This window comes from Pseudomonas sp. MM227 (assembly GCF_947090715.1).
GTDB classification, from domain to species: domain Bacteria; phylum Pseudomonadota; class Gammaproteobacteria; order Pseudomonadales; family Pseudomonadaceae; genus Aquipseudomonas; species Aquipseudomonas baltica.
Genome location: NZ_OX352319.1, coordinates 107,501 through 132,193, shown reverse-complemented (window position 1 = coordinate 132,193; position 24,693 = coordinate 107,501). Strand labels below are relative to the sequence as shown.

General features: G+C 61.2%; 7 protein-coding genes and 3 rRNA genes (1 of these 10 running past the window's edge). 3 read left to right on the top strand and 7 right to left on the bottom strand.

The features are described from left to right. Nucleotides 1-35 precede the first annotated feature (35 nt). Entirely contained in the window at nt 36-1,412 is a 1,377-nt protein-coding gene (locus ONG87_RS00550; RefSeq protein WP_122480648.1) for an HlyD family type I secretion periplasmic adaptor subunit, read from the bottom strand. Beyond that, a complete protein-coding gene (locus ONG87_RS00545; protein WP_122480649.1) occupies nt 1,402-3,555 on the bottom strand; it encodes a type I secretion system permease/ATPase in 2,154 nt (717 codons plus the stop codon). The genes ONG87_RS00550 and ONG87_RS00545 overlap by 11 nt, the downstream gene beginning before the upstream one ends. Before the next feature lie 847 nt (nt 3,556-4,402). On the opposite strand from ONG87_RS00545, the gene ONG87_RS00540 reads away from it, so the two are divergent. Continuing rightward, nucleotides 4,403-17,710, top strand: a complete 13,308-nt coding sequence (locus ONG87_RS00540) for a retention module-containing protein (RefSeq protein ID WP_264382020.1) — start codon at nt 4,403-4,405, stop codon at nt 17,708-17,710. 121 nt (nt 17,711-17,831) lie between these two features. Further along, nucleotides 17,832-18,170, top strand: coding sequence for a tryptophan synthase subunit beta (locus ONG87_RS00535; RefSeq protein WP_122480651.1), 339 nt, complete (start codon nt 17,832-17,834; stop codon nt 18,168-18,170). 72 nt (nt 18,171-18,242) lie between these two features. Here the strand turns inward: ONG87_RS00535 and lapD are convergent, their stop codons facing one another. Together lapD and lapG are read right to left on the bottom strand one after the other, a co-directional pair. Further along, entirely contained in the window at nt 18,243-20,195 is a 1,953-nt protein-coding gene (lapD, locus tag ONG87_RS00530; protein WP_264382019.1) for a cyclic di-GMP receptor LapD, read from the bottom strand. Between the two features lie 11 nt (nt 20,196-20,206). After that, the gene (gene lapG, locus ONG87_RS00525) at nt 20,207-20,869 is read right to left on the bottom strand and encodes a cysteine protease LapG (protein WP_264382018.1); all 663 of its coding nucleotides are present in this window, start codon (nt 20,867-20,869) and stop codon (nt 20,207-20,209) included. Between the two features lie 260 nt (nt 20,870-21,129). On the opposite strand from lapG, the gene ONG87_RS00520 reads away from it, so the two are divergent. Further along, nucleotides 21,130-21,822, top strand: a complete 693-nt coding sequence (locus ONG87_RS00520) for a GntR family transcriptional regulator (RefSeq protein WP_192176485.1) — start codon at nt 21,130-21,132, stop codon at nt 21,820-21,822. A gap of 80 nt (nt 21,823-21,902) precedes the next feature. Here ONG87_RS00520 and rrf (ONG87_RS00515) read toward each other — a convergent pair. The 3 genes from rrf (ONG87_RS00515) to ONG87_RS00505 form a co-directional block, all read right to left on the bottom strand. Beyond that, nucleotides 21,903-22,018: ribosomal RNA gene (rrf, locus tag ONG87_RS00515) — 5S ribosomal RNA — on the bottom strand. A gap of 107 nt (nt 22,019-22,125) precedes the next feature. Then, a 5S ribosomal RNA gene (rrf, locus tag ONG87_RS00510) occupies nt 22,126-22,241 on the bottom strand. Between the two features lie 147 nt (nt 22,242-22,388). Next, nucleotides 22,389-24,693, bottom strand: a 23S ribosomal RNA gene (locus ONG87_RS00505); it runs 589 nt beyond the window's last position.

Genomic DNA, 24,693 nt, shown 5'->3' with positions numbered 1-24,693 from the left:
TAGGAGCGGTCATCGGCCGCGAAGGGCTTGCGAACCTATCGCTCGTGCAACGCTTCGGCGCGGGACTTGATGATGGGCTTGAGCAGATAGCTCAGCACGCTCTTCTTGCCGGTAATGATGTCAACCGACGCTACCATCCCCGGGATGATCAGCAACGGCTTCTCATCGGAGCCCAGGTGGCTCTTGTTCGTCCGTAGCTTGATCAGATAGAAAGTGTTCTTCTTCTCTTCATCCTGCACCGTGTCGGCACCGATCTGTTCGAGGGTGCCTTCCAGCCCGCCATAGATGGTGTAGTCATAGGCCGTGAACTTGATCATCGCTTTCTGCCCTGGGTGCAGGAACGCGATGTCCTGCGGACGAATGCGCGCCTCCACCAGCAAGCTGTCATCCAGCGGCACGATCTCGGCCATGTCGCTGCCGGGCTGGATGACCCCACCTACGGTGTTGACCAGCACCTGCTTGACGATGCCTCGCACCGGCGAGGTCACCATGGTACGGCTCACCCGATCTTCCAGGCCCTTGGCCGTGGCCTGGGTCTTGGCCAGATCGGTACGCGCCTCGTTCAACTGGGTCAGCGCCTCGCTACGGAACTTGCCGCGCGTTTCGTCGATCTTGCGCTGCACCTCGCCAATGGCCGCCTGGGCCCGCGGCACTGCCAGCGTGGTACCGTCGAGCATGCCGCGGGTTTCCACTTCCGAGCGCCGCAGACGCAGCACTTCGACCGGCGAAATCGCACCCCTGGCCACCAACGGCTCCGACATACTGATTTCCTGGCGCAGCAGGTTCAGGCTGCTGCGGTACTGTTCGGCCTTGGAGCTGAACTCACGCAATTCCTGCTGACGCTGCACCAGCTGTTGCTGCAAGCCACCGATTTCATCGGCCAACTGCTGCCGACGGCTCATGTACAGCGACTCTTCGTTGGCCGCCTGGTTGGGCACCGACTTGCGTGCCTGGGCGGTAATGTTCAACGGCCGGTTTTCCACCTCGGCACTCAGGCGCTCCACGCGCAGCTCCATGGCCACGCGATCGGCTTCGGTTTCACCGACGTTGGAAGCGAAGCGTGTGTCGTCCAGACGAATCAGCGGTGCGCCCGCCTCCACGATCTGCCCTTCCTTGACGTAGATCTGGGCGACGATGCCGCCCTCCAGGTTCTGGATCTTCTGGATCCGCGACGAAGGGATTGCCTTGCCGTCGCCCTTGGTCACCTCGTCGATCACCGCGAAGTGCGCCCAGGTGAGGAGGAACACGAAGAATGCAATCACCCCCCAGATAGTCAGGCGCACGATGCGCGGCGCATCGTCGATCAGCGCCTTCTCGACCTCGGGCAAGGGCTGGCCTTCCAAGGAATCGGAGCCCTTGAAATAACGTACGAGGGAATTCTTGAAACCGCCGGAAGAGGATTTAAGCAACACTGATCTGCCCCTTCTTCAATGCTTCCATGACAGCAGCCTTCGGCCCGTCAGCCAGAATCTGCCCACGGTCGATCACCAACAGGCGGTCGACCAGGCTCAGCAGCGAAGCACGGTGGGTAACCAGAATCACGGTCTTGTTCTCGATGACGGCTTGCAGACGCGCCTTGAGGCGCTCCTCGCCGGTGTTGTCCATGGCGCTGGTCGGTTCGTCCAGCAAGAGAATCGGTGGGTTGAGCAACAATGCCCGCGCCAGCGCCACGTTCTGCCGCTGGCCGCCGGACAGGTTCTGTCCGCGCTCGCCGACCTGCAGTTCATAACCCTGCGGATGCAGGCGGGCAAATTCGTGCACACCGGCCAGTTCGGCGGCCTGCAGGACCATTTCATCATCGACGTAGCGGGCCCCGGACACCAGATTGTCACGCAGAGTGCCGGACAGCAGCTGAATGTCCTGCGGCACGTAGCCGATGTTGTGGCGCAGCTCGCTGACGTCGATCTGGCGAATGTCCACGCCATCAACCAGCAACGAGCCGGCATCGGGCTGGTACAGCCCCACCAGCAACTTGGCCAGCGAACTCTTGCCTGAACCACTGCGGCCGATGATGCCGATCTTCTCGCCGGGGCGCACGGTCAGGTTGATCCCGTGCAAGGCCTGGTTCTGCTGGTTGGGGTAGGTGAAGTCGACGTTGCGAAACTCCATCGCACCCTGCAGCACCTGACGGCTCAGCGGACGCTCGTCGAAGTTGCGCTCCTGCGGCAGCTCCATCATCTGGTCGACCGAGACCATGGTGACCTTGGCCTGCTGGTAGCGAGTCAGCAGACCGGACAACTGTGCCAATGGCGCCAGCGCGCGACCGCTCAACATGTAGCAGGCCACCAGGCCGCCCATGCTCAGGTTGCCTTCGATGATCTGGTACACACCGAAAATGATGATCGCCACACCGGCAAGTTGTTGGATCAGCAAGGTGATGTTCATGGCCAGGCTGGACAGGGTCTTGACCCGCAACTCCAGGCGGCTGAGCGTGCCGATGGTCTGTTCCCACTGGTACTGGCGCTCGCTTTCGGCGTTGTTGACCTTGACCGCATCGAGGCCGCCCAGGGTCTCGATCAGGCTCGACTGACGCTCGGCGGCCAGGGCCATGGTCCGCTCCAGAGTCTTGGTCAGCGGTTTCTGCAGGAAATGACCGATGCCCAGCGCCAGCGGGAAGGCGATGATCGGGATCCATACCAGGTGCCCACCCAGCAGGGCGATGACCAGCAAGATCAGAATGGTGAACGGCAGGTCGATCAGGCTGGTCAGGGTCAGCGACGTGAGGAAGTCGCGCATGCCCTGGAATTCGTGAATGTTCTGCGCGTAGCTGCCTACCCGAGCCGGGCGGCTTTTCATCGACATGCCGACGATGCGTTCGAACAGCGTGGCCGAGATGATCAGGTCGGTCTTCTTGCCGGCCAGATCCAGGCACAGGCTGCGCAGGCCCTTGAGCAAGAGGTCGAACAGGTAGGCACCACAGATGCCCACCGCCAGCACCCACAGGGTCGCGGTGGCCTGGTTGGGCACGACTCGGTCGTACACGTTCATCACGAACAAGGGTGCAGCCAGGGCGATGATGTTGATCACCAGGCTGGCGGCAATGGCGTCGGCATACAGCCAACGCGAGCGCTTGAGGGTGTCACGGAACCAGGAATGAGCGCGGGGGATCAGCGAGCCGTTGGTCACGTCGAACTTGTGCTGCGGCTGGGCGAAAAACACTCGGCCGGTGAAGTCTTGAGTCAGCACCTCGCGCGCCACGCGCACTTCACCGCCATCGCTTTCGCTGAGCAGCAAGCGCGCGGTATCGCCTTCCCAGCCCAGCAGCACGGCGCACCGTGCATCCTTGAGCATCAGCATGGCCGGCAGTGCGATGGACGGTATCTGCTCCAGCTTGCGCTGCAACACGCGGCCCTGCAGACCGGCACGCGCGGCGGCGCGCGGCAACAGGTCGGCGGTCAGGCGCTGCGAAGGCAGCGGCAGGCCTGTGGTGAGCATGGCCCGGCTGGCGGGCTTGTGATGCAGCGAGCACAGGGTCAGCAGGCCATCGAGCAACGGGTCGTCGTGCTGGCTGCGTGGATCCTGGCTGAGTAGTACCGAACTTAATTCCGAATCCACGCTGACACTCTCTTATCGCTCATTGAACACCTTGGTCCCATCGGGATCGCTTCATCCCGCCTGGTCTTGTAGCGGTTTGGGTTGTATTTGCACAACGGATGCCAGCGTACACGGGGGTGGCTGGCTGCGCATGGGCTCGTTTGATGAATGGCCGTCCAGGGTGTTTCACCGCTGAGCCAAGTCACCCGCTTCTGCAGCCTCATTCGCCAAGCAACGGTCGGTCGCCATTCGCTGCCCCGAGTGTCACTCAGCGATTTTCTTCAATAAACACAAAGAGTTAACCGTTATTACTTGCACACTAAGTATTGCGAACTTTCCAATGCGATATATGTCCATCGGTCGGCACTATCAGTGCGGCATTCATCGATGACTTGCCAACATGCGTTTCACATCCATGACTTGCATCATTGGCGCAGGGCTGACCTCGCGCTCATGCACAGGCTGCGCGGCGCCCAACCTGTGCCTGGCAGGATTCGTGCTACGTGCAGCCTGTGGTTAGGCCAAGTAGCGCGGACATCTCTCGTGTCGTCCCTGCGATATGTCACAAGCGACTTTTTTTGTCACATCCATCTGCAAAAAACGTCAGTCGCAGCCGTCTTGACGTCAATGAACTCACCCTGTTGAGGCGTTTTGCATAGCCAAGAAATATCAATGTGACATTACACAATGGATTGTTTAGGATGGCGCCAAATAGGTCAATACATTGTCAGAAAGTTCATTTCTGCGACTTTTAGACAATTAGTTGGCGTCAATATTACAGCATAAAAATGTACCGAATGCCCGTCGCCGTCTCTGGTGATGTTCAGGCACCGTACCAACGAATGGTCACCCCCGGAGAGTCCCCTACATGAGCAGTGTTGTTGCCATCGTCAAAAGCATTGTTGGCCAAGTGTTCGCAGTATCCCCAGAGGGGATTCGCCGTGTGCTCATCGAAGGGGATCGTCTGTTCGCCGGGGAGCAGGTGGTTACCGGCGCGGCGGGTGCCGTTACGCTGGAGCTGGCTGACGGCCGCACCATCGATCTGGGGCGCGAGACGCAATGGAGCGCCAACACCCCGGACTCCAGCACTGATCTGAGCGCGGCCACTGCCCAGGCGGCCCCTTCGGTAGCGGAATTGCAGCAGGCCATCGCGGCCGGCGCTGACCCTACCCAAGACCTCGAAGCCACCGCTGCGGGCCCCGGCGCCAATGACACCGGCGGTGAAGGCGGCGGCAGTCACAGTTTCGTATTGCTCAGTGAAACCGCGGGTGAAGTCGATCCAACCGTGGGCTATCCCACCGAAGGCCCGAACGGTGCTGCGGGCCCCAACGCGCGGGAGATCGTGGGCGATACCAACCCGATCAACGCTGACACCGATGCCGACGGGCCAGTCCTGCGTACCGCTACGCTGACCGTGACCGCGACTACCGCCATCACCGAAGCCGGCGGCGTGATCACCTACACCGCCACCCTGACCCAGGCGCCGTCCAGCGACCTGACCGTCACCCTGTCCAACGGCCAGTCGGTGCTCATTCCCGCAGGCCAGACCACGGGCGCGGTCAACGTCACCGTACCGGACACCAACACGCCATATATCGACCCGTCGCAGATTTCCGTGGTGGTCACCGGCACCACGGGTGGTGGCGATCTGGTGGTCACTACCGACCCGACCCCTGCCGTTACCCGTGTCGACGACACCATCGACGTCACCACCGTGACCCTGACCGTGGGCAACAACCCGGTCACCGAAGGCACCACCATCACCTACACCGCCGTGCTCACCAACCCGGCGCAGACGCCGGTGACCGTGACCCTTTCCAACGGCTCCACCATCACCATCCCGGCAGGCCAGTCCTCGGGGTCGGTCGATGTCGCCGCGCCGGCCAATGACGTCTACAACAACCCGACGACCATCAACACCACGATCACTGGTGCTACCGGCGGCAACTTCGAAAGCCTGGTGCCGAGCACGACGCCTGCGGTGGTCAATATCGTCGACTCGATCGACACGACGACCGTCGTTCTGACCGCTGCGGTCCCTGCGGGCGGCGCCCTGGAAAACGGCACTATCGTCTACACCGCTACCATCGGTGCGCCAGTGACTGGCTCGCCTGTTGTCGTGACCCTGTCGAACAACCAGACCATCACCATTGGTGTGGGCGAAACCAGCGGTTCGGTTTCCTTCCCTCTGGGCAACGATGTCTACAACGGTGCCGACACTGTTTCTACTGCCATCACCGGCGTGACTGGCGGCAACTTCGAACAACTGACGCCGATCACCACCCCGGTCGTGACGCCAGTGGGCGACAGCATCGACGTCACCAACGTCGTGCTCACCGCTACCGTTCCTGCGGGCGGCGCTCTGGAAAACGGCACCATCCTCTATACCGCCACCGTTGGCGCGACAGTGACTAACTCCCCTGTCGTCGTCACTCTGTCGAACGGCCAGACCATCACCATCGGTGTGGGCGAAACCAGCGGCACCGTTTCCTTCCCTCTGGGCAACGATGTCTACAACGGCGCTGACACCGTTAGCACTGCCATCACCGGCGTAACCGGTGGTGACTTCGAACAGCTCACCCCGAACACCACTCCGGTCGTGACGCCTGTAGGCGACAGCATCGACGTCACCAACGTTGTACTGACCGCCACCGTCCCTGCGGGCGGCGCTCTGGAAAACGGCACCATCGTCTACACCGCCACCGTCGGTGCGCCAGTGACTGGCTCCCCGGTTGTAGTGACTCTGTCGAACAGCCAGATCATCACCATTGCCGTAGGCGAAACCAGCGGCACGGTTTCTTTCCCTCTGGGCAATGACGTTTACAACGGTGCGGACACTGTTTCCACAGCCATTACCGGTGTGACTGGCGGTAACTTCGAACAGCTGACCCCGATCACCACTCCGGTCGTGACCCCAGTGGGCGACAGCATCGACGTCACCAACGTCGTGCTCACCGCTACCGTTCCTGCGGGCGGCGCTCTGGAAAACGGCACCATCCTCTATACCGCCACCGTTGGCGCGACAGTGACTAACTCCCCTGTCGTCGTCACTCTGTCGAACGGCCAGACCATCACCATCGGTGTGGGCGAAACCAGCGGCACCGTTTCCTTCCCTCTGGGCAACGATGTCTACAACGGCGCTGACACCGTTAGCACTGCCATCACCGGCGTAACCGGTGGTGACTTCGAACAGCTCACCCCGAACACTACTCCGGTCGTGACGCCTGTAGGCGACAGCATCGACGTCACCAACGTTGTACTGACCGCCACCGTCCCTGCGGGCGGCGCTCTGGAAAACGGCACCATCGTCTACACCGCCACCGTCGGTGCGCCAGTGACTGGCTCCCCGGTTGTAGTGACTCTGTCGAACAGCCAGATCATCACCATTGCCGTAGGCGAAACCAGCGGCACGGTTTCTTTCCCTCTGGGCAATGACGTCTATAACGGCGCTGACACTGTTTCTACAGCCATCACCGGTGTGACTGGCGGTAACTTCGAACAGCTCACCCCGATCACCACTCCAGTCGTGACGCCAGTGGGCGACAGCATCGACGTGACCAACGTCGTGCTGACCGCTACCGTCCCTGCCGGTGGTGCTCTGGAAAACGGCTCCATCCTCTACACCGCTACCGTCGGCGCGCCTGTTACCGGTTCGCCGGTTGTCGTGACCCTGTCGAACAGCCAGGTCATCACCATCGCCGTCGGTGAAACCAGCGGTTCGGTGTCCTTCCCGCTGGGCAACGACGTCTACAACGGTGCGGACACTGTTTCCACAGCCATTACCGGCGTAACCGGTGGCAACTTCGAACAGCTGACCCCGATCACCACTCCGGTAGTGACGCCAGTCGGCGACAGCATCGACGTCACCAACGTCGTACTGACCGCCACCGTCCCTGCAGGCGGCGCCCTGGAAAACGGCACCATCCTCTACACCGCGACCGTCGGTGCGCCCGTCACCGGTGCGCCGGTTGTCGTTACCCTGTCGAATAACCAGACCATCACCATCGCCGTCGGTGAAACCAGCGGTTCGGTGTCCTTCCCGCTGGGCAATGACGTTTACAACGGTGCCGACACCATCAGCACCGCAATCACCAGCGCCACCGGTGGCGACTACGAACAACTGACTCCAATCACCACCCCGGTCGTGACGCCAGTCGGCGACAGCATCGACGTGACCAACGTCGTACTGACCGCCACCGTCCCTGCAGGCGGCGCCCTGGAAAACGGTACCATCGTCTACACCGCCACCGTCGGCGCGCCAGTGACTGGCTCACCAGTTGTCGTGACCCTGTCGAACAGCCAGACCATTACCATCGCCGTCGGCGAAACCAGCGGCACGGTTTCCTATGCGCTGGGCAATGACGTCTACATAGGCGCCGACACGGTCAGCACCGCGATCACCGGTGTAACCGGCGGCAACTACGAGCAACTGACCCCGATCACCACGCCAGTCGTGACCCCGGTCGGCGATATCATCGATGTCACCACCATCGGCCTCACCGGCGATGCGTCGGTCACCGAAGGCCAGTCGGCCACGTATACCCTGACATTGAGCAACCCGACCAATGTCGACACGCAGATCACCCTGAACCTGAGCTACGGCGGCACTGCTTCGCGCAGCGACTTCCAAGGTCCGGATACGATCACCGTGACCATCCCGCGCGGCCAGACCAGCGTGCAATTCCAACTGCCGATCCTCGATGACAGCCTGGTGGAAGGCCGCGAGAACGTCGTGGTGACCATTGCCACGCCGACCGGCGACAACTTCGAAAGCCTGGTGGTCGATCCCCAGGCATCCAGCGTCGACACCACGATCATCGACAACGATGCTCCTGTGGTGGGTGACAACGACGGCGTCCCAGGCAACAAACTGACGGGCACCGAAGACACCGTACTGGCACTGGACTGGGCCTCGTTCAACATCCAGCCGACCGCCAACCCCGGCCTCGACCTGGGCATCAAGTTCACCAGCCTGCCGGCGAACGGCTCGTTGCAGTTCAACGACGGCACGGGCTGGAGAGACCTGACCCAGGCCGATCTGGGCACCACCTTCAGCAAGGCCCAGATCGACACCGGCGCACTGCGTTTTGTCCCGGTAGCCGACGAGTCGGGCAGCGACGCCTACAACAACGGTGGCACGGGCGACCAGCGCAGCGATTACGCCAACTTCACCTTCACCCCGACGGTCGATGCCCTGGTGGGCAAGCCGGGCACCATGGTCATCGACATCAGGCCGGTGGCGGACGTCCCCGTGCTGTCCGTGGCCCAGGGTATCTCCGGCCTGATCAAGTACACCTACACCGACTTGCAGGGCCTGGGCACCAACGGCGAAGGCGCGGATCCTGCGCTGATCAAGTCCACCATCGAAGCGGCCGGCAGCCGTCCGGGCGTGATCATTTCCGATGTGGGCGACGCCAACATCGTGCAGGGCACCGGGACCAAGGTCACCGGCCTGATTTTCCTCGAGGCGGGCAAGGTCTACACCTTCAGCGGCAAGGCCGACGACGGCCTGCTGATCAATGTCGGCGGCAAAGACCTGGACGGCGCTCACTGGGGCGCAGGTATCGACCCAACCTCGGGCGACTACAGCGGCAGCATCACACCGACCGAAACCGGCTACTACAGCATCGACCTGTACCACTACAACCAGAACGGCCCAGGCTTCTACGGCCTGAACCTCTCGGTCGACCAAGGTCCTGCGACCTCGATCGGCCAGAGCGGCGTGCCGGTCTACAGCGATATCAGCGACATCATCAAGCAGGGTATCGATGTGGTTCCGCACGTCGACGCCAATGGCGATGGCTACTATGCCGGCTACGAACTGAACCACGGCGCCGAAGACACCGCGATCCAGCTGAGCTCCATCGTTGTTTCCTTCGGCGATGTGCGCGACGGCTCCGAGCAGCACGTTCTGCAGATCAGCGGCATTCCGGTCGGTGCAGAACTGCGTGACGCCGCTGGCCACAGCTACACGGCCCAAGCCGGCGGCAACGGCACGGCCAACATCACCGACTGGGATCTGACCACCCTGACGTTCACCCCACCGACCGATTTCAACGGCACCGTGGCCCTGACCGTCACCGCCATCGCCACCGAAAACGCCGACCCGGCGAACCCGGCGTCGGTCAGCCAGCAATTGAACGTCATTGTGGACCCGGTCACCGACGTGACCAACGTGGTCCTCACTGCCGAGGTTCCAGCAGGCGGCGCGGTCGAGAACGGCACTATCGTCTACACCGGCACCGTCGATTCGCCGGTGACCGGCGCACCCGTGGTGGTCACCCTGTCCAACAGTCAGGTAATCACCATCGCAGTCGGCGCCACCAGCGGTTCGGTGTCCTATGTCATCGGCAACGATGTGTACAAGGGCGCTGATACCGTCAGCACTGCAATCACCGGTGTGAGCGGCGGCACCTACGAGCAACTGACCCCGAACACCACCCCGGTCGTGACCCCGGTCGGCGACAGCATCGACGTGACCACCATCGGCCTGACTGGCGATGCGTCGGCTACCGAAGGCCAGTCGGCCGTCTACACCCTGACCCTGAGCAACCCGACCAACACCGACACCCAGGTGACCCTGAACCTGACCTACGGCGGCAGCGCGACACGTGCCGATTACCAAGGTCAGGACAGCATCACCGTGACCATTCCGAAGGGCCAGACCAGCGTCCAGTTCCAGCTGCCCATCGTCGATGACAGCCTGGTCGAAGGTCGCGAAAACGTCGTGGTCACCATCGCCACGCCAACCGGCGACAACTTCGAAAGCCTGGTGGTCAACCCGCAGGCCGCCACCGTCAACACCGCCATCATCGACAACGATGCTCCGGTGGTCGGCGACAACGGCGACAACAACGGCGTTGCCGGCAACAAGCTCAGCGGCACCGAAGACACCGCCGTGGCACTGGACTGGGCCTCGTTCAACATCCAGCCAACTGCCAACCCCGGCCTCGACCTGGGCATCAAGTTCACCAGCCTGCCGGTCAACGGCTCGCTGCAACTCCAAAACGACAATGGCGAGTGGAGAGATCTGACCCAGGCCGACGTGGGCACCACCTTCAGCAAGGCCCAGATCGACACCGGCGCACTGCGCTTTGTCCCGGTGGCCGACGAGTCGGGCAGCGATGCCTACAACAACGCCGGCACCGGTGATCAGCGCAGCGACTACGCCAGCTTCACGTTCACCCCGACGGTCGATGCCCTGGTGGGCAAGCCGGGCACCGTCACCATCGACATTGCGCCGGTGGCCGACGCGCCGATCCTCAGCCTGACCCCGGGCTACGTCGTTCCGACCGGTCTGATCAAGTACACCTACACCGACCTGCAGGGCCTGGGCACGACCGGCGAAGGCGCCGATCCTGCACAGATCAAATCGACTATCGAAGCAGCGGGCAGTCGTCCGGGCGTGGTCATCGCCGATGTCGGTGACAGCAACATCGTGCAAGGCACCGGGACCAAGGTCACCGGCCTGATCTTCCTCGAAGCCGGCAAGACCTACACCTTCAGCGGCAAGGCCGACGACGGCCTGCTGATCAACGTTGGCGGCAAGGACCTGGGCACCGCCCATTGGGGTGCCGGTGTCGACCCGACCTCGGGCGATTTCAGCGGCAGCATCACGCCCGCTGAAACCGGCTACTACAGCCTCGACCTGTACCATCACAACCAGAACGGTCCAGGCTTCTACGACCTGAACCTGTCGGTCGACCAGGGTCCTGCGACCACGATCGGTCAGAGCGGTGTGCCGCTGTACACCGATATCGCCGACCTGGTGAACCAGGGTATCAACGTCACCTCGCACGTCGACGCCAACGGCGATGGCTACTACGCCGGCTACGAACTGAACCACGGCGCCGAAGACACCGCCATCCAGCTGAGTACCATCAACGTCTCGTTCGGCGATACACGTGACGGCTCCGAACAGCACGTGCTGCAGATCAGCGGCATCCCGGTGGGCGCAGTGCTGCGCGACGGCGCCAACCACAGCTACCTTTCCAACGACGGCGGCACCGGTACAGCCGACATCACTGGCTGGGACCTGAAAACCCTGAGCATCACGCCACCGGCCAACTACAACGGCACTCTGGCCTTGACCGTTACGGCCACTGCCACCGAAAGCGCCGATGTCGCCAATCCAGCGTCGGTCAGCCAGCCGTTGAACGTCATTGTCGACCCGGTTACCGACGTCACCAATGTCGTGCTCACGGCACAAACGCCTGCAGGCGGCGTGCTGGAAAACGGCACCATCGTCTACACCGCGACCGTAGGTGACACTGTGACCGGCACACCGGTCGTCGTGACGCTGTCGAACAACCAGACCATCACCATTCCCGTGGGTCAGACGTCGGGTTCGGTGTCCTACGTGGTTGGCAACGATGTGTACAAAGGCGCCGACTCGATCTCCACCACGATCACTGGCGCCACCGGCGGCACCTACGAGCAACTGACCCCGAACACCACCCCGGTCGTGACCCCGGTCGGCGACAGCATCGACGTGACCACCATCGGGCTGACTGGCGATGCGTCGGCTACCGAAGGCCAGTCGGCCGTCTACACCCTGACCCTGAGCAACCCGACCAACACCGACACCCAGGTGACCCTGAACCTGACCTACGGCGGCAGCGCGACACGTGCCGATTACCAAGGCCAGGACAGCATCACCGTGACCATTCCGAAGGGCCAGACCAGCGTCCAGTTCCAGCTGCCCATCGTCGATGACAGCCTGGTCGAAGGTCGCGAAAACGTCGTGGTCACCATCGCCACGCCAACCGGCGACAACTTCGAAAGCCTGGTGGTCAACCCGCAGGCCGCCACCGTCAACACCGCCATCATCGACAACGATGCTCCGGTGGTCGGCGACAATGGCGACAACAACGGCGTGGCGGGCAACAAGCTCAGCGGCACCGAAGACACCGCCGTGGCACTGGACTGGGCCTCGTTCAACATCCAGCCAACCGCCAACCCCGGCCTCGACCTGGGCATCAAGTTCACCAGCCTGCCGGTCAACGGCTCGCTGCAACTCCAAAACGACAATGGCGAGTGGAGAGATCTGACCCAGGCCGACGTGGGCACCACCTTCAGCAAGGCCCAGATCGACACCGGCGCACTGCGCTTTGTCCCGGTGGCCGACGAGTCGGGCAGCGATGCCTACAACAACGCCGGCACCGGTGATCAGCGCAGCGACTACGCCAGCTTCACGTTCACCCCGACGGTCGATGCCCTGGTGGGCAAGCCGGGCACCGTCACCATCGACATTGCGCCGGTGGCCGACGCGCCGATCCTCAGCCTGACCCCGGGCTACGTCGTTCCGACCGGTCTGATCAAGTACACCTACACCGACCTGCAGGGCCTGGGCACGACCGGCGAAGGCGCAGATCCCGCGCAGATCAAGTCCACCATCGAAGCAGCAGGCAGTCGTCCGGGCGTGGTCATCGCCGATGTCGGTGACACCAACATCGTGCAAGGCACCGGGACCAAGGTCACCGGCTTGATCTTCCTCGAAGCCGGCAAGGTCTACACCTTCAGCGGCAAGGCCGACGACGGCCTGCTGATCAACGTTGGCGGCAAGGACCTGGGCACCGCCCATTGGGGTGCCGGTGTCGACCCAACCTCGGGCGATTTCAGCGGCAGCATCACGCCGGCTGAAACCGGCTACTACAGCCTCGACCTGTACCATCACAACCAGAACGGTCCAGGCTTCTACGACCTGAACCTGTCGGTCGACCAGGGTCCTGCGACCTCGATCGGTCAGAGCGGCGTGCCGCTGTACACCGACATCGCCGACCTGGTGAACCAGGGCATCAACGTAACCTCGCACGTCGACGGCAATGGTGATGGCTACTACGCCGGCTACGAACTGAACCACGGCGCCGAAAACACTGCGATCCAGTTGAGCACCATCAACGTGACTTTCGGCGACACCGCCGATAAATCCGAGCAGCATGTGCTTCAGATCAGCGGTATCCCGGAGGGCGCGGTGCTGCGCGACGGTGCCAACCATAGCTATGTTTCCGAAGCCGGTGGCAACGGCATGGCCGATATCACCCAGTGGGATCTGAAGACCCTCACCATCACGCCGCCGACCGACTTCATCGGCACTCTGGCCCTGACAGTCAAGGCCATCGCCACCGAGAACGCTGACCTGGCCAACCCTGCGTCGGTCACCCAGCCGCTCAACGTCATCGTCGACGCCGTGAACACCGCGCCAGTGGTGGTCATGGACGAGCAGGTAGTCTTCAACGAAGGCTCGGCAGAATCGGTCAACCTGGTCTCGGGCCTGAGCATCAGCGACAAGGACAACAGCGCCGGCGATCAACTGCAGGGCGCAAAGATCGTCATCCAGAACACCATGGCCGGTGACACCCTGAGCTCGGCGTTCGAAACCGGCAATGGCACCACTGCCCAAGGCATTGGCTACAAGGTCGGTGGCGTTGCCAGCGATGGCACCATGACCATCACCCTGGAAGGCATGGCCAGCCGTGCCGCGTATCAGGAGCTGATCAACTCGATCAAGTTCCAGGCGACCGGCGAGCATCCGGAAAGCACCGTGCGCCAGGTGTCGGTCGAAGTGACCGATACTGGCGTGCAGAGCAATGGCGTGAACGGCGCGACTTCGGTGGTCGCCAACAGCATGCTGGCAGTCAAGCCAGCGGTGGTCGTGACCCTGTCCGCCGAACCGCAGGCAGTCGAAGGCGGTGTGATCAAATACACCGCGACCCTGACCGATCTGCACGGCAATACCGTCAACGCCTTGGAAACCGTCCGGGTCGACATCGGCAATGGCGACAGCATCAGCATTGCCAAAGGTGCCTCGGCAAGCGCCATCACGGTCGCTGCGCCGCTGGATGACGTCTATAAGGATGCCGACTCGGTCAGCCGCACTATCCAAAATGTGACCGGTGGCGGCGACGTCACACTGGTCCCAGGCACCACGCCGGTCAATGTGCTGGTAAACGACACCATCGACGCCACCAAGGTCACCTTGAACGCCACCTCGGCGGTCAACGACGGCGGCGTGATCACGTACACCGCCACGCTCGACCATGCCGCCGACAAGGCATTGAAACTGGTACTGTCGAACGGCCAGACCATCGATATCGCTGCCAATGCCAAGCAAGGCTTCGTCAACTACACGGTGGGCAACGATGCATCGCGCGCCGGTATCCTGACCGTTGCCATTGCCGGCATCGCCAGCGCTGCCGACGGCAAGCTGATCGACGGCAACTTCGAAAACCTGCAGTACAAGGATGCCTCAGCCAGCACCACCGTGACCGGTCCACAGACCACCATTGGTATCACGGGTGCCGAGCGGATCATCGAAGGTCAGTCGGCGATCTACACCCTGACCCTGAGCAACGAAACCAAGAGCCAGGTTACCGTCACTCTGAACTACTCGGGCAAGGCCGCCAACGGCGCCGACTTCCAGGGTCAGACCACCGTGGTCATCGACGCCGACAAGTCCTCCGCGACCTTCCCCATCAGCGCCCTGAGCGATCAACTGCGCGAAGGCACCGAACAGCTGGTGGTGACCATCGACTCGGTCACCGGTGGCAACTTCCAGAGCCTGACCACAGATCCGGCCCACGCCAGTGTCGCCATCAACATCATCGACAACAACCTGGTGGTCGATACCGCCACGGTCGATGAAGGCGCCACGCTGAACGGCAACGTGCTGACCAATGATCGCGACGGCGACAACAGCCTGACCGTGGCCAAGTTCAGCATCGGCGGCACCAGCTACGCGATGGACGCCAGCGGCCATGCCTCGGCGCCGGTCACCGCAACCGTCGGCAACCAGTCGGTAACGGTCGGCAACCTGACCATCGCCAGCGACGGCAGCTACACCTACACCCCGATCAAGGCCTACGAAAACTGGAGCGGCAGCCTGCCGACAGTTACCTACACCACCGATACCGGTGCTGTGAGCACCTTGAACGTCACCGTGGCGCCCGTCAGCGACACCCCGCTGCTCAGCGTTGCCAGCCCGACCAGCTGGTCGCTGGCAGCCGATGCCAACACCGTTACCAGCGCTCAGGTCAGCCAACTGGGCGAGGCATGGAAAACCAACAACGCCGGCAACTACATCGAGGTCAATCCCTACAGCGTCTACAACGGCACGGCCAGCACCACCAAGGTCATCGAACTGGAAGGCCGCGAAAGCGATGCCAGCGACCTCTACACCGTCGTGTCCAACGCCAAGGCCGGTTCCCTGTACACGCTGGACTTCGACTACTCGCCGCGTAAAGGCCATGAAGGCGATTCCGACATCAAGGTCATGTGGGGCGACAAGGTTGTGGCCGTGATCAACGGCACCACACCGGGCATGGTGCATTACAGCCTGCAATTGCCGGTGGACAGCACGGCGAGCAAGACCTTGACTTTCGCTTCGGTGGACAAGAACTCGTTCGGCGGCCTGCTGGACAACATTACGCTGGCCACCACCAGCAACACCGGCGTGGCCGGCAAGGCAATCGCGCTGTCAGCGATCTCTTCGGAACTGGTCGACCGTGACGGCTCCGAAACCCTGACCACGACCATCTCCAACATCCAGGCCGGTGCCACCCTCAGCGACGGTACCCACAGCTTCACCGCCAGCAGCACTGCCCAGACGGCGGATGTCAGCACCTGGAACCTGTCTGCCCTGACGCTCACCACCGCAGCCAACGCCCCGGTCGGCGACATCAACCTGAAGGTCAATGCCACTGCCAAGGACGGCAGTGCCGAGGCCGCATCGGCGGCCGAGCAAACGCTGACCGTGCACGTCGTGGCGACCCAGCAGAGCTACAGTGTGATCACCGGCAACGCCGGCACCGAAACGCTGGACGGTACCACCGGCCGCGACATCATCGTCGGCGACGTGACCCCGACCCAGACCCAGAACGGCGCCAGCTACAACATCGCCTACATCCTGGATCGCTCGGGCAGCATGAAGGACACCCTGGCCAGTGCAAAGGACTCGGTCGCCACCGCGATCCAGCAGCTCTCGCAGAACCTGGGCGGCGGCACGGTCAAGGTGACCATCGTCGACTTCGGCACCGACTCCAAGCAAGGCGCCACGCTGACGCTGACGCCGAACATGTCGGTGGATGCCATCAAGGCAGGCCTGGGCCTCAATGCGATCACGGCAACCGGTGGCACCAACTACGAGTCGGCGTTCTTCAAGGCGGCGACCTGGTTCAACGGTACCGAGGCCACCAGCAACACTGGCGCGGTGAAGCTCAGCTACCTGATCACCGACGGCGAACCGAACTACTACCTCGACGCTGCCGGCAATCGCCAGGGCAACGGCTCTACCACCACCAGTGCCGTCATCGATGGCTCCGCCGAAGGCTTCGCAGCCTTGGCCAAGGTGTCGACCGTGGAAGCCATCGGTGTTGGCAACAACGCCAACAGCGCCACCGTGGCAACCTTGCAGAAATTCGACAGCGATGGCGAAGTACAAAGCAAGATCGACGTCGCCAATATCGCCGCGGCACTGAAAAACAGCCTCATCACTGCCGGTGGCGACACCATCAACGGCGGCGAGGGTCACGACATCCTGTTCGGCGACACCATCTCCTTCACCAAGGCAGGCGTCACCACCGAGGGCACGACGGCGCTGAGCGAGTACGTGAAGTCGGTCACCAACACCAGCTCCGTTACCTCCGAGCAGGTGCATGACTACATCACCAAGCACGCCAGCGAGTTCAACGTCGGCGCTGCCAGCTCAGACGGCCAGGCCGGTCTGTTCACCGTCGCCAAGGGGGGCAACGACTTCCTCAACGGCGGTGATGGCAACGACATCATCTACGGCCAGCGCGGTGATGACACCCTTCGCGGCGGCGCCGGCAACGATGTACTGTTTGGCGGCGCCGGCAAGGATACGTTCGTGTGGAAGACCGGTGACGTAGGTACCGACACCATCAAGGACTTCAGCCATGCCGAGGGCGACAAGCTTGATCTGTCCGACCTGTTGCCATCGGACGCCGAGACCAACCTGGCGAACTACCTGAAGCTGAGCACCGACACGGCCGGCAACTCGACCCTGCAGATCAGCACCAAGGGCGGCATGACCTCGGCTTCGGCCACGGTCACGCCAGACGTCACCATCAAGGTCGACAATGCGCACTGGGGCAGCGGCACCGATGCCATCAAGTCGCTGATCTCCGGTGGCGACCTGCTGGTCAAGCACCACGACTGATGCAGTCGGCGGCCGGCCCAGCAAGTCGGCCGCCAGCGGCATCCACTGGTTCTGAATCCGTGTAATCTCTGCCGAGGCTGCCCTGCAGTCTCGGCAGGTTTTTTTCGATGGGAGCGCTTCGATGTTCTACGTGCAACGCGATCGACAAGGTGCATTGGTCCGCGTGGAAGCGGCAGCCTTTGCCGAGGCCACAGAAACCCTGCCTGCCGATCATCATGAGATACAGGCGTGGTACGCCAACGATGTGGTCGAAACCAGCCTGAAACAGCTCAAGCAGAGCGATCTGGACATGATTCGGGTACTCGATGACCTGATCCAGGTACTGACCAGCAAAGGCATCATCCGTGTGACCGATCTACCGGCAGCGGCCCAGGCCAAGCTCAAGGATCGTTCCAGCGCACGGGTAGCGCTTGGTGGCCTGAATCAGTTGATCAACGACGACGAAACCGGCTTGATCTGAAGCCTGCGCCCCCTTCACCACCGCGCCCGAAACGGCACGGTCCGAAGGCAGGCGAAGGCACGCGCAACAGCCCTAGCCAAGCTTCCAGGGCTGCGGCTCGCCCACCAGCTGTCCTTGGACGCCGGCAATACCCATCTCGCGAATCACCTGCAACTCCCCTTCCGTCTCGACCCGCTCGGCAATCAGCGGCAAGTCGATACTGTGCGCTGCCCGCTGAATGGCTTCGATGAACAGACGCTTGTGGCTTTCCTCGTTGATCGCGCGAATGTAGCTGCCGTCGATCTTCAGGTAGCCAAGGCCCAGGTGGGCCAGGTTGCCGATCATGCTGAAACGCCCGCCAAAACGCTGGAGGCTCAGGCTGTAGCCCAGGCTGCGCAAACGCCGCGTGAGCTGCTCGAGCACGTTCTGCTCGGGAATCTGCTCCTCGCCTATCTCCAGGGTAAGGCGCGGGCCCAGGGCAGGATACTGCGCCAGTCTGTCGAACAAACCCTCCAGCGCCTGGGGATCGTTCAAAGTGGCCGCCGACAGGTTCAAGGCGAGTGTGGCATCGTGCTTGCGCAGATGCTCAAGGACCAGCTCCAGCATCAGCCGATCCAGTCGCGCCGACCAGCCGAAGCGTTCCAGCCATGGCAGGAACCGCCCAGCGGCAACCGCCTGACCCTGCTCGTCGATCAGCCGTGACAGCACCTTGTGATGCAGCACGCGCGTGGTATCCACGCTGCTCACTACCGGCTGGAAGTACAGCTGGAAGCGGCCTTTGGCCAAGGCCTCGTCGAGCAGCATGTGCCAGGCGTGGTGATCGTTCTCCACGGTCGCCAGCGCCATGTGCTCCAGACACACCCAATTGCACTCGCCGGCACCCTCGGCTTGCGCCAGGGCCTCGTCCGCCAGCTTGAGCAATGCCTGCGGGTCGTCACCGGGGGTGTACGGCGCCAGTCCCAGGTGAGCCACCGGCAGCAGATCGGTAGCGCCGGTCTGCGCCAGACTGCGCAGGTTCGCGTCGAGCTCCTGAGCGAGCTGCTGCGCCTCTTCGCGCACCATGCCCGGTGCCAGTATGGAAAACTCGCCACCACGGCTGCGGGTGATCAGGTTGTGCGTCTCAGGGTGGCGCGCACAGGTGCGCAGCAACTGCTGCCCCACCGCCTGCAGCAACTGATCGGTTCGCTGTCCGCCCAGGCGCTGGTTGAGGCCCGCAAGGTCGTTGATGCGCAACAGCACCAGATAGCCTGCACTGGCTTCCTCGAGATTGCTGACACGGGTGTGCAGCTGCATCTCGAAATAGCGTCGGTTGGCCAGGCCCGTCAGACTGTCCTGGTACGACTCGATACGCAGCCGTTCGCTGCGCACGGTCTGCTCGTGGAACAGTGCCTTGAGTTTTTCCACCATCTGGTTCATCGCCTGCACCACCCGGCGCAGCTCGGGAGTGCGCGGCAGATCCGGCAGGCTGAGGAATTCCCTGCGCGCAATGGCGTGCGACTGCTCGACCATGTAGTCCAGCGGCTTCAGCTGGCGACGCAACAGCAGCGCACCCAGCGCGGCACTGACCGCGCCGCACAGCAACAACCAGCCCAGGCTGCCCAACGCGCCCTGCCACAGCTTGGCCACGGCAAACATCGGGTGGCTGACCACCTCGACCCGGGCTGCCTGCTCCCAACCGCGGCTGACGATCGCGTCACCGCCGGCCGGCGCCAGGTTGATCATCTTGACGAACCAGGCCGGCACGCCGCTGCCGTCCGGCTCGGCCGCACGTTCGACGATGACACTGTCGTCCGCCAGGTTGACCACGCGAATACTGGCGTAATAGCCGCTGTCGAAGATCGAGCTGACCATCAGTTCGACCATTGCCGGGTCGTCGATATTGGGCGTGAGCGACAACGCCAGCGCCGTGGCCGCATCCTGGGCGTGGGAGCGCAGCTGGTTGACGTACTGAGTGCGCGAACTTTCCAGGCTGACCATGAAGCTGCCAGTGAAAGCCACTACCAGAAACAGGCATATCGCGATCAACAGTTGTTTGAACAGAGACATCGTTGCTCCACTTAATTATCCAGACTCGCCGGAAAGCCTTCTGCGGTCATTTTCTTCAGTACGTCCTGCCAACGCGACAGGCGCTTGGTATCCCCTACCTTCTTGTTGCCACCAGCGCCGGTGAGCCACAACCCCTCACCGTTGAAGGCGTAGACGGGCAGCAGGTCCTGGCGCTGGCTGGCAGGCAGAATTGGGTCCATCAGACTGTCCAGCACCAGGGGCATGGCCGTCGGTGTGGCGTAATAGGTGAGTACCATGTGCGCACGGTTCTGTCGCAACGCCTTGACGTAAGTGATGCGCAGCTTGTCGGCGGCAACGCCCAAATGGCGCAGGCTGAAGTACTTGGCGATCGCGTAGTCCTCGCAGTCGCCGGCACCCTTGAGCAGCGACTGCACCGGCGTGGCCCAATAGTCGACTTCGCGCCACAGATCGAGATCTTCTCGATACCGCAGTTGATGATTGAAGAACTGATTCACCACTTCCAGCTGCTCGCCCTCGCTCAGCGGCTTCTGGGTTGCCAACAACCGTTGCCACGCATCAATGCGCTGCGCGCCTTCACCCAGAGGCCCATACAGACCCTCGGCACGGCGACTGATCTGATTGAAGTCCCAGTCGGCGCGAAGCCCGCCCAGCAACGTGCCTGCCAAGGCAAAGGCGATCGCGAGACAGCGCACCGTCTGTAGGTACTTCAGCCGTGTAACCAACGTGTTCGATCCGCCAGGGAGGCAATTCAGCCCACCATGGTGCGGGGGCGCATGACAAAAAACAATGGCACGATGAAATCACTTTCTCATGACCCTGTGCAGCCTGTTCGTCGCTTCGGCACTGCACTTCGTCTGGCTATCGGCTTGGCTGGGACGTTATTCAAACCTGCCATCTTTCAATGTGTAACTGCTTACGTCAGGATGGCGCAAATTGACTGAGGCTGTTTGGCGTGACTGAAAAATCCACTGTGCTGGCCAGCATCCTGGGCAGTGAACAGGTGCCCGCGCACTTGGCACGCTCGGTGATCGAAGAAAGGATTCGCGCAGCAATCTACGACGGGCGCCTGCCCTGTGGCATGGCCATCCGGCAGCAAGAACTCGCCACACTGTTCGGCGTCAGTCGAATGCCCGTGCGCGAAGCCCTGCGTCAACTCGAAGCACAAGGCCTGCTGAAAGTCGTGCATCACAAGGGCGCGGTGGTAGCCCCCCTGATCAACCACGATTCCGTGGAAACCTACGCCCTGCGCATGCTTCTGGAGTGCGAAGCCTTGCGCCTGTCGGTGCCCCTGCTGGAAGAGCCTGATTTCGCCTTCGCCCAGGACTGCATCGAGCGCCTGGAACGGACCTCGGACTACGTCGAGATCAGTCGTCTCAACCGGGCCTTCCACTGGACGCTATACGCACAGGCCGGTAACCGCCGGTTGTTGAACCTGATAGATGAAGGGCTGATCGAGGAGGAGCGCTTCCTGCGCTTCAATCTGGAAGCCATGGGATTGCGCAACATGGCTCAGGACGATCACCGGAACCTGTTGCAGGCTGCAAGACAGCGCGATGCAGTACGGGCTGTCGAGTTGCTGCGAGAGCATCTACAACGCGGCGTGGACGCCATCCAGCGCTACCTGACCCAACGCGCGACAACTTGAGATACAGGCTGCACTAAGGTTGTGAAGCCCGGAAAGCAAAAACCCCTGTCTGCGTGAGCAGACAGGGGTTTTTTATTCAATCTTGACGATGACCTACTCTCACATGGGGAAACCCCACACTACCATCGGCGATGCATCGTTTCACTGCTGAGTTCGGGATGGGATCAGGTGGTTCCAATGCTCTATGGTCGTCAAGAAATTCCGTGTGCCGGGTTGGCTTAGCCAACCTCAGCGAAATATTGGGACTTCTACTTATAGACAAAACCCCTACCTGCTTGCGCAGATAGGGGTTTCGGAATTGAATCTTGACGATGACCTACTCTCACATGGGGAAACCCCACACTACCATCGGCGATGCATCGTTTCACTGCTGAGTTCGGGATGGGATCAGGTGGTTCCAATGCTCTATGGTCGTCAAGAAATTCTGTAGCCAGGATGCCCTTGGGAGGCACTCCAGCGAATCGGGTATGTGATGTTTGTAGGTTGTCTTGCTGCGAACTTTCGGTTCGTGTCATCTCCACAGTCACCGCAATCTGGTCGTTCGACACAAATTGCTTGGGTGTTATATGGTCAAGCCTCACGGGCAATTAGTATGGGTTAGCTCAACGCCTCACAGCGCTTACACACCCCACCTATCAACGTCGTAGTCTTCGACGGCCCTTCAGGGAACTCAAGGTTCCAGTGAGATCTCATCTTGAGGCAAGTTTCCCGCTTAGATGCTTTCAGCGGTTATCTTTCCCGAACATAGCTACCCGGCAATGCCACTGGCGTGACAACCGGAACACCAGAGGTTCGTCCACTCCGGTCCTCTCGTACTAGGAGCAGCCCCTCTCAAATCTCAAACGTCCACGGCAGATAGGGACCGAACTGTCTCACGACGTTCTAAACCCAGCTCGCGTACCACTTTAAATGGCGAACAGCCATACCCTTGGGACCGGCTTCAGCCCCAGGATGTGATGAGCCGACATCGAGGTGCCAAACACCGCCGTCGATATGAACTCTTGGGCGGTATCAGCCTGTTATCCCCGGAGTACCTTTTATCCGTTGAGCGATGGCCCTTCCATACAGAACCACCGGATCACTAAGACCTACTTTCGTACCTGCTCGACGTGTCTGTCTCGCAGTCAAGCGCGCTTTTGCCTTTATACTCTACGACCGATTTCCGACCGGTCTGAGCGCACCTTCGTACTCCTCCGTTACTCTTTAGGAGGAGACCGCCCCAGTCAAACTACCCACCATACACTGTCCTCGATCCGGATAACGGACCTGAGTTAGAACCTCAAAGTTGCCAGGGTGGTATTTCAAGGTTGGCTCCACGCAGACTGGCGTCCACGCTTCAAAGCCTCCCACCTATCCTACACAAGCAAATTCAAAGTCCAGTGCAAAGCTATAGTAAAGGTTCACGGGGTCTTTCCGTCTAGCCGCGGATACACTGCATCTTCACAGCGATTTCAATTTCACTGAGTCTCGGGTGGAGACAGCGCCGCCATCGTTACGCCATTCGTGCAGGTCGGAACTTACCCGACAAGGAATTTCGCTACCTTAGGACCGTTATAGTTACGGCCGCCGTTTACCGGGGCTTCGATCAAGAGCTTCGCTTGCGCTAACCCCATCAATTAACCTTCCGGCACCGGGCAGGCGTCACACCCTATACGTCCACTTTCGTGTTTGCAGAGTGCTGTGTTTTTAATAAACAGTCGCAGCGGCCTGGTATCTTCGACCGGCATGAGCTTACGGAGCAAGTCCTTCACCCTCACCGGCGCACCTTCTCCCGAAGTTACGGTGCCATTTTGCCTAGTTCCTTCACCCGAGTTCTCTCAAGCGCCTTGGTATTCTCTACCCAACCACCTGTGTCGGTTTGGGGTACGGTTCCTGGTTACCTGAAGCTTAGAAGCTTTTCTTGGAAGCATGGCATCAACCACTTCGTCGTCTAAAAGACAACTCGTCATCAGCTCTCGGCCTTGAGATCCCGGATTTACCTAAGATCTCAGCCTACCACCTTAAACTTGGACAACCAACGCCAAGCTGGCCTAGCCTTCTCCGTCCCTCCATCGCAATAACCAGAAGTACAGGAATATTAACCTGTTTTCCATCGACTACGCTTTTCAGCCTCGCCTTAGGGACCGACTAACCCTGCGTCGATTAACGTTGCGCAGGAAACCTTGGTCTTTCGGCGTGGGTGTTTTTCACACCCATTGTCGTTACTCATGTCAGCATTCGCACTTCTGATACCTCCAGCAAGCTTCTCAACTCACCTTCACAGGCTTACAGAACGCTCCTCTACCGCATCATCCTAAGATGATACCCGTAGCTTCGGTACCTGGTTTGAGCCCCGTTACATCTTCCGCGCAGGCCGACTCGACTAGTGAGCTATTACGCTTTCTTTAAAGGGTGGCTGCTTCTAAGCCAACCTCCTAGCTGTCTAAGCCTTCCCACATCGTTTCCCACTTAACCAGGATTTTGGGACCTTAGCTGACGGTCTGGGTTGTTTCCCTTTTCACGACGGACGTTAGCACCCGCCGTGTGTCTCCCATGCTCGGCACTTGTAGGTATTCGGAGTTTGCATCGGTTTGGTAAGTCGGGATGACCCCCTAGCCGAAACAGTGCTCTACCCCCTACAGTGATACATGAGGCGCTACCTAAATAGCTTTCGAGGAGAACCAGCTATCTCCGAGCTTGATTAGCCTTTCACTCCGATCCACAGGTCATCCGCTAACTTTTCAACGGTAGTCGGTTCGGTCCTCCAGTTAGTGTTACCCAACCTTCAACCTGCCCATGGATAGATCGCCCGGTTTCGGGTCTATACCCAGCGACTAAACGCGCTATTAACACTCGCTTTCGCTACGCCTCCCCTATTCGGTTAAGCTCGCC